The organism is Caballeronia sp. A2-2 (assembly GCF_057612605.2).
In genome coordinates this window covers 1,401,414-1,413,502 of sequence record NZ_CM172587.1, presented here as the reverse complement: position 1 = coordinate 1,413,502, position 12,089 = coordinate 1,401,414, and the positions used below count along the sequence as shown (strand labels likewise).

Below are 12,089 nucleotides of genomic sequence, written 5' to 3'. Positions count from 1 at the left end.
ACAGCTTGTGGAAACTTCGACGATCGGCGATGCCAAAGAAAGCGAAGGAACTTGGACCGTTGGCGGTCAGCAGACTGAAGGAACCAGGCCGATACGCGGTGGGGGGCGTCGCTGGCTTGTACCTTGACGTCTCGGACACTGGGGCGGGCTACTGGGTGCTTCGCGTGGTTGTCGCCGGCAAGCGTCGCGAGATAGGCATCGAGGCCTACTCGCAGAAGGGGATGGGCGTCGCCGAAGCGCGCGAGAAGGCCCTCGCCCTCCGAGAGGACATCAAGCGCGGTATCGACCCTGTGATGCAGCGGAAGGAAGCGGCGAGTCAACTGCGCGCGGGCCACGCGCTGGAGATGACCTTCGAGAAGACCGCAGAGCGGTACATCGCTGCGAAGGAAGTCGAGTGGCGCAACCTTAAGCACGGCGCGCAGTGGACATATACCCTCGCCGAGTACGCTCACCCGGTCATCGGCAAAATGCAAATCCGCCATGTGACGCGCTCTCACGTCCTCGAAATCCTCGAACCCATTTGGCAGTCCAAGACCGAAACTGCAAGCCGCCTGCGCGGCCGGATTGAGGCCATTCTCGACTATGCGCGCGTGAAGGGCTTTCGGGATGAAGGTGTCAACCCGGCCGCGTGGCGGGGCAACCTCGACAAGCTACTGAGCGCCCCGAAGAAGACGAAGCGCGTTCGCAATCACCCCGCCTTGCCGATCGCGCAGATGGGCGCGTTCATGAAAAGGTTGCGCGCCATTGAAGGCGTCAGCGCGCGGTGCCTGGAGTTCTCGATATTGACCGCGGCGCGATCCGGCGAAGCGCGGGCTGCCGACTGGCGCGAGATAGACCTCGAAAAACGTATTTGGACGGTGCCGGCCGAGAAGATGAAGGCGCGAAAGGAACATCGAGTGCCGCTGCCCGCGGCGGCCGTACGGCTGCTGAAGGCCATCGAGCGCCAAGAGGATGTCTACCTCGTGTTTCCCAGCCCGAGGGCAAGCGGCGCGCTGTCTGATATGTCTCTGCTCGCGATCATGCGTCGGCAAGGGTTGCAGGCCACGCCCCACGGCTTCCGATCGACGTTCAGAGATTGGGCCAGCGAGTACACAAACTATCCTCGCGAACTGGCCGAAGTGGCGCTTGCACATATCAAGGGCGATGCGACTGAGGCGGCCTACTGGCGCTCCGACGTACTACAGAAGCGCCGACGTCTGATGGACGACTGGGCCGCGTTCTGTGACAAGGTCATCGAGGAAGGGACAGTCGTTCCTATGAACAAGCAGGCGTGAAGATCTGCCGTGCCTAGCCCGACGGGGCGAGAACCGGATGCCCTACCCGGCTGGCACGGCTGTCAATAGGGCTTCGCTACAGGGCAAGCAAATGCAGAAGCTTGGATCTTTCAAGCGATGGTTTTCCATCAGCCAAGCAGCCTCGCTCCTAGAAAATGCGTTCAACGAGCACATCACAGATTCAGACGTTCTCGAGCAGATAGCAGCGGGTGAAATTCCAGTCTGGTGGGATGCGACAGGACGTTATGCCGTTCCGATAGCGCGCGGTTGTCACTGTTTTGGGCTGCTCTCTTCGTCGGTTGCTGGCGGGCGTTCTTTCGATCCAAAGCGACGAGAGCAGTGGTTCTGGCAGTCAGACCAGGTTCAGTTGCTGGAGGGAGTGTATGAGATTGCCGTCGACGCCCGGCGCGAACGGCAGGAGGTCTTCGACGGAGACAGAGCAGGCCAGATAGTTTTCTCGGATGGAGTCCTCCTCCGAGACGCAGATGGACAATCACTTCTTCAAGTGCTGCGCCGGATGCCTGGCCGTGCCTCTGGCTCCAGCGTAGTAAAAGACTTCATTGTTGATGTTGAATTTCCTGATCCCGATGTTTTTCGTGTTGCCAGCGCGGACCTTCGCAGACTGCTAAATGGAGAGTCTGCTTCCCCGCGCGTCAATCAGACGGCGGAAGACACCGGGAAACGAGAGCGGGAAACGCTGCTTAAGCAAGTAGGCGCGATGGCCACGTTGCTCGCCGAGAGGGCGGCGCTCTACCGAAGAGGCGAAAAGCCGAACGCCAGCCAGATAGCAGATGCCGTCGTAGATCTCATCGCCGAAATCCCTGACGTCAATTGCAACGGGCTCGGGCGATCGAGTATTCGCGCCAGCGTGGCTGAAGGAGTCGATCTCCTCCGGAAATAGGCCAACTTGCCACCTGGCATCTGGCTTTGCCAAGTGGCAAAACCCATCAGACCATCGAAATACAGTCGTCTCGTGCAATCCCGCACTCTTTCGAGTCGATTCGATGCTCAACACTGAAGTCCGCAACTTCGACAGCCTGCCCTCCGCCGCAGGCGTCAGGGTTCAAGCCGTTGCTGCGCTTTGCTCCTGCAGCGTCTCTACGGTTTGGAATCGTTCTAAGCGCGGTGATCTCCCGAAGCCCCGCACCATTGGCGGCCACGCCCTGTGGAACGTCGGTGAGCTGCGTGCAGTCCTGCTCGGAGAGCCCGCATGACAAATAAAAAAATAGCCGGCCCGAAGGCCTGCCAATCAAACAACCCAATTACAGATGCTAGATCAGAGCACTTGCAGGCGCCATCGGCCAGGTACGATTCTGCGAACAACTTGACGGACGGCGAATCACTCGACTATCCTCCGGGAACGGTGCTCAAAACACCTCTACAAGCGGTCCAGCCACCCCGTCAGTCTGTGGCTTTTGTTTCGCCTATTGGTTTTGCGCCTATGGGCGGGAGTGCGGCTAATAAAAGACCCGCAAGGGGAATATGCCCGCCGTCTTGTAGCGGTTTTGAGCTCCTGCCCACCCGTCTCAAAAACGGGCCTAGTCTCACTACAAGGAGCAAAGCCATGCATGGCACTACTCTCGCTCGTCCTGAGCAAACCTATCCTCCGTTGCAAATCCAAATCATCAATCGCGCCCTGAGAGACGCCGCGCTCGCGCCTAGCGCGAATGATGCGCTGGATTGTTGCGCCAACGCCCTGCTTCATCTTGCTGAAATCATCCGTGCGGAGGTGGCACATGGCTAAGACGCGGAACTGCACCACGGTATCGCAAGGCCTGTGCGCGGCTGGGATGCTTGAATTTTTTTTCGAGCGTTTCGATATGACGACGGTTTCGGACAGCGAGTTGCAATATCTCTCTGGCTGTTCCGAAGTCGCAACGCTTAAGGCGTCATCTTTGGCTTCGCTCACCTCTGACGTCGCTGGTCTGCTTAATCAGCATCAAGATGGCGCGCACGCGGTTTCCTTCGAGCGTTCTAGTGCGGGAATCGATCATTCGATGCTGCTCTTTCAGCTCGCGAGCGAATTCAAGCTAATCGGGCAGATGATGCACATCGCATCCGAAGCAGACTGGTCTTTGCGTCAACGCTTATCAGACCGTCTCAGACTAGAACGATCCCGTCGTGGCCCCACCGATGAGTACTCCTCACGGGAGGATGTATGAGCACGATGAACAACGAGCAATTGGTGCTCGACATTCAAAAGAGCGCAACGCAGCGTATTCGCATTTCGCATCGCTGGTACAAGGGCCGGCGCTACATCGATATTCGGTTGCTGGTGGCCGACCGTGGAGGCGACTTCGTTCCAACGCGCCAGGGCATCTCCTTGCGCCCGGAACTGCTGACCCAGATCATTCAGGCGCTTACTCTGGCGGCGCGGGAGTCCGTATGAACGAAAACTACAAGCTGGGCATTCCGATTGGAGAAGGCAAGTACGCAAGTCCCAGCCAATGCCTTCTGATGTGTGGCTTCCTCGTGTACGAGGCGAAGCAGGCCGACGAGGACTTGCGGCAATATGCGCGTCGCGTGCTCGACTTGGTGTTTGCCACAGCCGCCGCGAACGGGTTTCGACGTGCGGATTTGCTCGAAACGCTGATGTCCAGAGGCGAGCGTACACCTCGGATTTTGAATTTGGCCCGGCAGGCGACAGCTGCGATTGGCGACAACCTCGCCTTCGTTCGTGTAATCGCGCAAGCTGGCGTGCGTACGGAGGACGGCCAATGAGCACCGTCTTCGACAATCACCAGCGGATCCTCGAAGCACTTTCGTTCATCCCGCCGGACGTTGAGCGCGACGTGTGGTTCCGCGTCGCTGCCTCGTTGAAGCATGAGGAAGGCGACGCCGGCTTCGAAACGTTCAATCGATGGAGTCAGGGAAGCCCAAGCTATGTCGCTGCCGATGTTCGCGATACGTGGCGCTCGATCCGTCCTAATGGAGGCATCACCATCGCCACGTTGTTTGCGATCGCCAAGAAGTACGGCTATAGCCCGCGCGGAAAGGCGGCGATCGTCGTAGATCCTGTGGAGGTCGAACGCCGCCGGACAGAACGCGACGCCCGGGTGCAAAAGGATGAGCGGCAACGAACGAAGGACCGCAAGCACGCGGCAACGGTCGCGCTCGCAATCATCGAGAAGTCTCAGCCTGCGCGTGACGACCATCCTTACTTGTCGCGCAAAGGCATCACAGCCGTGGAAGCGCTGCGTGAGCTCGACGTCCAAAAGCTTCAGATGCTGATGGGTTATCACCCGCAGTCCGCCGGCGTCAAGCTTGAGGGCCGAATCCTCATCGCGCCGGTCATGATCGACGGTGCGGTCACATCCGTGGAGATGATCGACGAATGCGGACACAAATCGGCGCTCGCGGGCGGCGCAAAGGCTGGCGGCGGTTGGTTCGTCGGCGATTCCGCGAAAGACTGCGACCGCGTCCTGATTGCAGAAGGTGTCGCTACTGCACTATCAGCCTATCTGTGCACAGGTTTCGCTACGGTGGCCGCGCTCTCGGCGGGCAACCTGATGAAGGTCGCCTGGGCGATGCGGGCTGCCCATCCGGATGCAGAGATTACCGTCCTCGCGGACCTCGGAAACGGGCAACAAAAGGCGGTCGAAGCGGCGAGAGCCGTCGATGGCACTGTCGCCTTGCCCGAGTTCGGCGACAAGCGTGGTGACGACGAAACGGACTTCAACGACATGCACACACGTTTCGGAGCGGCCGCGGTCGCCGCGCAGGTTGAACGGGCCGCAAAGCCGGACGGCGGGGAGCAACCGGATAAGGGCTGCGTGCCGCGCGGCTTCTCTGTGAGCAGAGAAGGCGTGTTCTATACAGATGACGACGGCATGCCGCACTGGATCTGCTCGCCGCTTCACGTCCGTGCGCTGGTGCGCGATCGCGCCTCGGAAAACTGGGGGCGTCTGCTCGAGTGGAAGGACGCGGACGATCATCCGCATGTCTGGGCCATGCCGATGGAGATGCTGCGCTCGGACGGTGCGGACATGCGCGGCGAGCTCGCTCGGCTGGGGCTGGACATCGCTCCGAGCTTCCGCGCTCGCAACAAGCTCACAGAGTACGTAACGACCGCCAAACCCAAGGCGCGGGGCAGGTGCGTGACGCGTACTGGCTGGCATAACGGCGCCTTCGTGTTTCCCGACCGTACGATTGGCGTGTCAGCTGAACGCGTGATCTTTCAATCGGAGGCAATAATGCGTGCATATTCACAGGCAGGAACGTCGGACGAGTGGAAGCGCGACGTCGCCGCTTACTGCTCAGGCAACTCACGGATGTTGGTGGCGGTCTCGACGGCGTTTGCCGGGATGATGTTGGCGTATTCCGGTCAGGAGTCGGGCGGTCTGAATTTGGTTGGCGATTCGTCGACAGGCAAGACGACGGCCCTTCGCGCTGCCTGTAGCGTCTATGGCGGCCCGGAATACATGCAGCGTTGGCGTGCGACGGCAAACGGCCTTGAAGGGCTTGCAGCGCTTCACAACGACACCCTGTTGGTGCTCGATGAGCTGGCGCAGGTCGATCCTCGCGAGGCGGGCGAGATCGCCTACATGTTGGCGAACGGCAGCGGCAAGGCGCGCGCGGGGCGAACCGGCTCGGCGCGTGCGCGGCAGTCGTGGCGACTGCTATTTCTGTCGGCTGGTGAGATCGGACTTGCGCAGCACATGCAGGCGGGCGGCAAAAGGGCCAAGGCGGGTCAAGAGGTACGCCTGGTCGAAATTCCGGCAGATGCTGGTCGGGGCTTTGGCTTGTTTGAAACGTTGCACGGACAAGGCGGCGGCGCGAAGCTTTCGGCACTGATCAATGAGGGCTGCAAGCGAAGCTACGGCGTCGCCGCGATCGAGATGCTCAACGCGATCGCCAAGGAGCCCGAGGTGATCGAACAGTACTTGCGTCAGGAGACAGCCAAGTTCCTCGCCGAGAACCTACCGGGTGATGCCAGCGGGCAAGCCCACCGTGTATGCGAGCGACTCGCGCTGATCGGCCTGGCTGGCGAATATGCGACCGATCGCGAAATCACTGGTTGGCAGCCCGGTGAGGCACTCGCGGCATCGGCGACGTGTTTCCGAGCATGGTTGGAGAACCGAGGCAGCGCAGGCAATCACGAGCAAGGCGCAATTCTCTCGCACGTGAAGGCGTTCTTCGAGGCCCATGAAGAGTCGCGGTTCACCGACTTCAACGATGTATCGGAGCGGCCGACCATCAATCGCGCGGGTTTCCGTCGCAAGGGCGATGCGGGTGTGGAGTATTTGGTCTTTCCAGAGATCTTCAAACGCGAAGTCTGTAATGGATTCGAAGCGCGTTCGGTGGCCAAAACACTCATTTGCGCCGGCTGGATTCGCCCGTCTGCCGATGGTCGCTCTGTTCGAGCCGAGCGCATTCCTGATAAAGGTCCCACGAAAGTCTACGTTTTCACCGCCGAAATGTGGAAATATTCTTTACCAACCTAAAAATCCACGGGTTACAGGGGTTACACGGGTTACGCTGACGGGAAGCCTTGCCGCATAAGGGTTTCGGCGTAACCCGATCGGAAAAAAGCGTAACCCATCGCGATTTGCACGGGTTACAGTCAGAGCGGTGTAACCCAAAACCGGGGTTGCACGACCTCTGGGTTACAAAATGGGTTACGAAATTTTCCCCTATAAATCAACAATCTAGACGAACGTAACCCATGTAACCCGTGTAACCCCTCGATCGAACAACTTTCGAAGAGTATTTGAGGACGGCGGGAGCAGCGGTAGGACGATCTACACACCTCACATGCAGGATAGTTCTGCCCGTTGGTACATCAATGAGATGGAGGCGCCTCTGGTGTAGCAGATTAAAACTTGAAGAGTCGCGGTGGAGCCGGCGAAAGTTCGCGGCGAAAAAATTTTGGTCGGCTTGTCAGTCCGCTAGCAGCACATGTGTCTGCTCTTCCAAGTCCGTTTCAAGCGCACCAAGCGTGCGGTTGTCAGCCAATTAGGACAATCGTCATTAATCCTTTGTGCGGCGGCAGTTCGGCACTTAGCTGTTTTCGCAATGCGGCGTAATCCATTGTCGGCTTTGAGGCAACGCAAGCGAGGCATGCCGAGCCATAGCCGACCTTCGCCGCTTACGAACTGTGCGGCTGCGCCCGGCCTCTTGCTGCCATGCGCCGGCTTGCACCGCTGAACCGAACGTCGCTTGTTGGAGATTAGCAGTCGTCCGAATACATATCAGTCAACGAAGGCGCGCGGCCACGATCGGCCTCCTCAGCAAGGTCAGGAGCAGCTCCACGTTCCTCCGTGCACGGTAGCCATGCGTGGACATCCCATGCTAGGGAGACTTGATGTCTATTCGAGAACTCACTTTTGCCGCAGCGACCATCCACTTCCGGAAAGCCTCAATGGCTTCGTCGTCCGCACGGTCCGCATTGACGACCATGGTGTAATCTGGCCCGCGCCAAATCGGCCCCGGCAAAGGACACACGAGCCGCCCCATGGCGATCTCGCGCTCAATGAGAGGCAGCGACGCCAAGGTCACACCGAGGCCTTCCATCGCTGCGGCCAACTGCAGGAACACGTGGTCGAAGTAGCGATGACGCGCACCCTGGATAGTGGTCTCGCCCGCCTGCCGCAACCAATCGGCCCATGCGGTGCGCGTGCTTGTCGAATGCAGCCATGTGTGGTGGCGCAAATCAGCAATTGTGCCGACCGGGTGATTAACCAACGCCTTCGGACTGCACGCGGGCAGGCGCAAGTCGGGCATCAGGATCGACGACTTGATGCCCGCCGCTTCTTCGGGTCCCGAACGCACGCCGATATCGAATGCATCCCCGACATAGCGCAGTCGGCGCGAAGTAGTCGATAGCCTCACATCGACGTCGGGATACAGCGCTTGAAATTCCGTCAGCCGGGGAATAAGCCAACAAAGCGCAAAACTCGCCAACGCATTCACGCGCACCACACCCCTGACTCGGCGCGTCATCGATTCGCGCCGCAACCGGCCTACAGAACTGCCGAGCCTTGCAAACGCGCCGTTGACATCGCTGAGCAGTGTGGTTCCCTCGTCGGTAAGAACCACGCCGCGCGCTTGACGCTCGAACAGGGGCACACTGAACCAGTCTTCCAGCAGGCGTATCTGCTTACCCACGGCCCAATGCGTCACGTGAAGCTCATTCGCCGCGGCCGCGAAGCTGCCGAGACGGGCCACCGCCTCGAAGTGCCGCAAGGCGTTTAGTGGGGGCAATTTATTGGTCTTCGAGACCGAGCGCTTTCCAGTACTCATCGGTGACTTTTTCTCCCGTCTGAGTCGATTTTATGTCAGTTGTTGCATGGCCGATCCGACCGTAGACTTCAGACTGCCTTGCAACGAAATGCGCGATGTCACCGCACTCGCGCACCCTAATTCAACGCATGCGACTTTTCTCCCTCTCCGCGCCGGCGACAACGACTGCCGAGCGCCCCGATCCGGCCGGCCCCGCGCAACGCACACGCGTTTTATGGCTTTCGTGTACGGCTCACGCACTGCACGACGGTTACACGGACATGATCTACGCGCTGTTGCCTACATGGCAGGCGGATTTCGGACTCGGCTATGGTGCGCTTGCGCTTCTGCGTGGTGTCTACGCCGGCACCATGGCGACATTTCAAGTGCCTACCGGGAGCCTGGCGCGTATTTTCGGCACGCGCGCGACGCTCGCGATCGGCACCCTATTCGCCGCGCTGGGCTACGCCCTCGCGGGCATGTCGGGTTCTTTGCTTGGTCTGTGCATCGCGCTTGCCGTGTCGGGATGCGGATCGAGCACACAGCATCCATTGGCGTCGGGGGCCGTGTCGCGCGCTTACGGACAAAAAGCCCGCGCCCCGCTCAGTGTCTATAACTTCGCAGGCGATCTCGGCAAGTCCGCGCTGCCTGCGGCCGTATCACTGCTAATCACCTTCATGCCCTGGCGTCACGCGCTGTGGGCGATGTCGACCATTGGTATGGTGGTCGCACTGGTCATTGCACTTTTCCTCCCCTCGATCCGGAAAAACGAGCCGTCAGTCGTTGAAGCGACCAGCGAAGATACGACGGGTCCACGGAGCGGATTCTCGCTGTTATTCGCTATCGGCGTCCTCGATACCGCCGTGCGGATGGGCCTGCTCACATTTTTACCGTTTCTCCTGCGCTCGAAAGGCATCTCGCCTCAAATGATGGGTACGGCGCTGGCACTGGTATTCATCGGCGGTGCGGCGGGCAAGTTCGCGTGCGGCTGGCTCGGCGCACGCGTCGGTGTAATCGGAACGGTGTTCGCTACCGAAGGTGCCACCGCGCTACTGATTCTCTCTGTGATCTGGCTGCCGCTCGCGCCCGCGATGATCCTGCTTCCGCTGCTCGGCGTGATGCTCAACGGCACGTCGTCGGTGCTTTATGGGACGGTCCCCGAATTCACGCTCGTCGGCCACACCGAGCGCGCGTTCGCCCTCTTTTACACCGGCACGATCGCGTCAGGTGCACTCGCACCGGTTGCGTACGGATTGCTGGGCGACCGGATCGGCGTGCACGGCGCGACGATCGCGACGGCCGCCACCGCGCTTGCGATCTTTCCATTAGCGCTTGCGCTTCACCGTCATCTAAGCAAAACGTGAGCTGCCAAGTAATCACAACGCTCAATAATCCAGGAAACCCAAGACGATGCCCCACACTCCAACGATCGCCCTTGTCGGTCCCGGCGCAATCGGTACTACTGTTGCCGCCTCGCTTCACGAAGCGGGCCGTACACCGGCTCTATTTGGCCGCACCGCACGCGCTTATCTAGACTTGCGATTCGACGGCGGCCAGATTCGCGTGCCAGGACCCGTGCGGACCAACCCCGCCCACATCGAAAGGAGATTCGATGTTGTGTTCGTCGCGGTGAAGACGACGCAGGTCAAAGCCGCGTCGAATTGGCTGTCCGCGCTGTGCGACGAGAGGACCGTGGTGTGCGTGTTGCAGAACGGCGTAGAACAGATAGATCAATTCGCGCCTTACGTCTCAAAAGACCGTGTGCTGCCTTCGGTGGTCTGGTTTCCAGCACAACGCGAGGCCGATGCCTCGGTGTGGCTGCGTGCGATGCCGAGGCTCACATTGCCGGACATACAGGCTGCAAAGGCCGTCGTGACGGCATTGCGCGATACCCGCTGTTCCGTAGGCGTTACCAAGGATTTCACAAGCATCGCTTGGCGGAAATTGCTTCACAACGCAGTCGCGGGATTGATGGTCTTGACGGGCCGCCGCGCCGGCATGTATTCCCGTGCTGATATCGAACACCTGTCGCTCGCGTACCTGAAGGAATGCCTCGAAGTCGCCCGCGCTGAGGGCGCGACATTGGGAGATGAAGTCATGCAAGAGATCATCGATGGATTCCAGCGTGCGCCGGCCGACCTCGGCACATCGATCCTCGCCGATCGGCAAGCGGGTCGGCCGCTCGAATGGGATAGCCGGAACGGAGTCATACAGCGTTGCGCCCGAGTGCGCGGCATTGCCACGCCTGTCAGCGATCTGATCCTGCCGCTTCTAGCGGCAGCGAGCGACGGACCGGGCTAAACACAGTAGGGGCGGTCTTTCTCTTATGCAAAGACCTAGCACCTCTACGGCTTCCGACGAACTTTGCGACAGCATCGTTCCCTTTCGAGATTGATGACCTCCGATTGCAAAGCGCTCGTAGAATTGCTCATGCGGCGACATCGTGAGACGGCAGTTTCCTGAAATCCTACGTTGTCCCTAATTGAAAAGAGCACGCTTTTCTATTGATAGCGCGCCGCGGCAGCATCGGTGCAGACCGGCTTTCCACTTCTTGAATCGGCGTACTGCCGCCATCCGACAGCTGAAGTAAAACCATCACATTCGACGAACGCGGCCATGGTCCGTGTTTGACCGGGTTTTTCTTTCTGGCTAAACGGAGAAATCCATACACGGTCTTTCTGGTCCCAGACAGACGAAGCTTGCATGATGTGGAAGCTCGTTGGGGCCTCATCATAGAGGGCTCGATAGTAACGCTCGATTTGCGTGTGTTGCCACTGAACACTTCTAATCGGACACAAGCTGCCAAGCACGCGATTCGGAACTTCCTTGATGTACCGTATCAAGGAGCGACTCTCCACAAGCATCATTAACCCGATCGCAACGACCCACAACCATATCCTAGGCTTTCGAGGGTGATGAGCGGTCCGTGCGCGTCTCATGAATAATTAGTAGGGTGGAGCGTCTGCGAGGTGACGTTCCGTCGTTTGACTTGACAAATGGTCGCCGGAACGACTGCTGTAAAGCGTTGCCTGGATTATGGCTCAAGCGGCGATGCGAATAAGCTCGTTCTTAAATACTTGGCATCTGGAATCTGAAGAATGGCCGCTCAGCATCCGAATCATTAGGGTGCAACGGTCGGGAGCAGCTCATATTCGAAGCACAGCGCGATGATGGCTTTGGTTGGCACGCTTGTGAAAAGCGTATCGATCCGCTTCATCCGAAACCAACGACAGTCACGGATCTCATTTCGTGCTACTGGCGTCTGTTGCTCATCCAAGTCTGCGAAGAAAACATGATGGCGTTTGCTGAGCCCACCAAAGTGAAATAGGTAGGTGAAGCCGGAAGCCACCATCGACGTTTCTTCACGCAACTCCCGGTCTGCTGCCTGAACAAGCGATTCTGTCGATTTCACGCCGCCGCCCGGCAGACTCCATCGAGCGCGGTTTCGCGTCACGAGAAGGATTTTGTCGTCGCGTCGACAGATGATTGTTGACCTATCCTTCATTGTGTTTCGTCATTGGCTCCTCGAATCCACTACCCGAGGCGTATGACCGTATGTTATCTGTCAAAATTTAACACCCCGCGCCATGCGAC

At 59.2% G+C, this 12,089-nt stretch carries 11 protein-coding genes; 9 read left to right on the top strand and 2 right to left on the bottom strand.

Annotated elements, in window-relative coordinates; genetic code table 11:
* Window positions 1-29: 29 nt before the first annotated feature.
* From ACZCWR_RS06665 to ACZCWR_RS06635, 7 genes are all read left to right on the top strand, one after another.
* Window positions 30-1,274, top strand: a complete 1,245-nt coding sequence (locus ACZCWR_RS06665) for a tyrosine-type recombinase/integrase (RefSeq protein ID WP_487302918.1) — start codon at window positions 30-32, stop codon at window positions 1,272-1,274.
* Between the two features lie 91 nt (window positions 1,275-1,365).
* The gene (locus ACZCWR_RS06660; RefSeq protein ID WP_487302917.1) at window positions 1,366-2,175 is read left to right on the top strand and encodes a hypothetical protein; all 810 of its coding nucleotides are present in this window, start codon (window positions 1,366-1,368) and stop codon (window positions 2,173-2,175) included.
* Window positions 2,176-2,838: 663 nt separating this feature from the next.
* Complete coding sequence (locus tag ACZCWR_RS06655; RefSeq protein WP_487302916.1) at window positions 2,839-3,018, top strand: hypothetical protein; 180 nt, start codon at window positions 2,839-2,841, stop codon at window positions 3,016-3,018.
* Window positions 3,011-3,436 carry a hypothetical protein gene (locus ACZCWR_RS06650; RefSeq protein ID WP_487302915.1) on the top strand — a complete coding sequence of 142 codons (426 nt, stop codon included), beginning with the start codon at window positions 3,011-3,013 and terminating at the stop codon, window positions 3,434-3,436. Before ACZCWR_RS06655 ends, ACZCWR_RS06650 begins: the two co-directional genes overlap by 8 nt.
* Complete coding sequence (locus tag ACZCWR_RS06645) at window positions 3,433-3,663, top strand: transcriptional coactivator p15/PC4 family protein (RefSeq protein WP_487302914.1); 231 nt, start codon at window positions 3,433-3,435, stop codon at window positions 3,661-3,663. Before ACZCWR_RS06650 ends, ACZCWR_RS06645 begins: the two co-directional genes overlap by 4 nt.
* Window positions 3,660-3,995 (top strand): hypothetical protein, encoded by a 336-nt coding sequence (locus tag ACZCWR_RS06640; RefSeq protein WP_487302913.1) that lies wholly within the window; start codon window positions 3,660-3,662, stop codon window positions 3,993-3,995. Before ACZCWR_RS06645 ends, ACZCWR_RS06640 begins: the two co-directional genes overlap by 4 nt.
* Window positions 3,992-6,718, top strand: coding sequence for a DUF927 domain-containing protein (locus tag ACZCWR_RS06635; RefSeq protein ID WP_487302912.1), 2,727 nt, complete (start codon window positions 3,992-3,994; stop codon window positions 6,716-6,718). Before ACZCWR_RS06640 ends, ACZCWR_RS06635 begins: the two co-directional genes overlap by 4 nt.
* 847 nt (window positions 6,719-7,565) lie before the next feature.
* Here the strand turns inward: ACZCWR_RS06635 and ACZCWR_RS06630 are convergent.
* Window positions 7,566-8,516, bottom strand: coding sequence for a LysR substrate-binding domain-containing protein (locus tag ACZCWR_RS06630; protein WP_487302911.1), 951 nt, complete (start codon window positions 8,514-8,516; stop codon window positions 7,566-7,568).
* Between the two features lie 128 nt (window positions 8,517-8,644).
* Between ACZCWR_RS06630 and ACZCWR_RS06625 the strand changes: the two genes are divergently transcribed.
* Together ACZCWR_RS06625 and ACZCWR_RS06620 are read left to right on the top strand one after the other, a co-directional pair.
* Window positions 8,645-9,859: an MFS transporter gene (locus ACZCWR_RS06625; protein ID WP_487303269.1), complete on the top strand. Its 1,215-nt coding sequence runs from the start codon at window positions 8,645-8,647 to the stop codon at window positions 9,857-9,859.
* 46 nt (window positions 9,860-9,905) lie between these two features.
* Window positions 9,906-10,796, top strand: a complete 891-nt coding sequence (locus ACZCWR_RS06620; protein ID WP_487302910.1) for an oxidoreductase — start codon at window positions 9,906-9,908, stop codon at window positions 10,794-10,796.
* An 820-nt stretch (window positions 10,797-11,616) separates the two neighbouring features.
* Here ACZCWR_RS06620 and ACZCWR_RS06615 read toward each other — a convergent pair.
* A complete protein-coding gene (locus ACZCWR_RS06615; protein ID WP_487302909.1) occupies window positions 11,617-12,000 on the bottom strand; it encodes an NUDIX hydrolase in 384 nt (127 codons plus the stop codon).
* Between the last annotated feature and the right edge of the window lie 89 nt (window positions 12,001-12,089).

Excerpts from the sequence above, each read along its gene's own strand:
- ACZCWR_RS06665 (WP_487302918.1), top strand. The coding sequence starts at position 30 with ATGCCAAAGAAAGCGAAGGAACTTGGACCGTTGGCGGTCAGCAGACTG.
- ACZCWR_RS06660 (WP_487302917.1), top strand. The coding sequence starts at position 1,366 with ATGCAGAAGCTTGGATCTTTCAAGCGATGGTTTTCCATCAGCCAAGCA.
- ACZCWR_RS06655 (WP_487302916.1), top strand. The coding sequence starts at position 2,839 with ATGCATGGCACTACTCTCGCTCGTCCTGAGCAAACCTATCCTCCGTTG.
- ACZCWR_RS06650 (WP_487302915.1), top strand. The coding sequence starts at position 3,011 with ATGGCTAAGACGCGGAACTGCACCACGGTATCGCAAGGCCTGTGCGCG.
- ACZCWR_RS06620 (WP_487302910.1), top strand. The coding sequence starts at position 9,906 with ATGCCCCACACTCCAACGATCGCCCTTGTCGGTCCCGGCGCAATCGGT.
- ACZCWR_RS06615 (WP_487302909.1), bottom strand. The coding sequence starts at position 12,000 with ATGAAGGATAGGTCAACAATCATCTGTCGACGCGACGACAAAATCCTT.
- ACZCWR_RS06640 (WP_487302913.1), top strand. The coding sequence starts at position 3,660 with ATGAACGAAAACTACAAGCTGGGCATTCCGATTGGAGAAGGCAAGTAC.
- ACZCWR_RS06645 (WP_487302914.1), top strand. The coding sequence starts at position 3,433 with ATGAGCACGATGAACAACGAGCAATTGGTGCTCGACATTCAAAAGAGC.
- ACZCWR_RS06630 (WP_487302911.1), bottom strand. The coding sequence starts at position 8,516 with ATGAGTACTGGAAAGCGCTCGGTCTCGAAGACCAATAAATTGCCCCCA.
- ACZCWR_RS06635 (WP_487302912.1), top strand. The coding sequence starts at position 3,992 with ATGAGCACCGTCTTCGACAATCACCAGCGGATCCTCGAAGCACTTTCG.
- ACZCWR_RS06625 (WP_487303269.1), top strand. The coding sequence starts at position 8,645 with ATGCGACTTTTCTCCCTCTCCGCGCCGGCGACAACGACTGCCGAGCGC.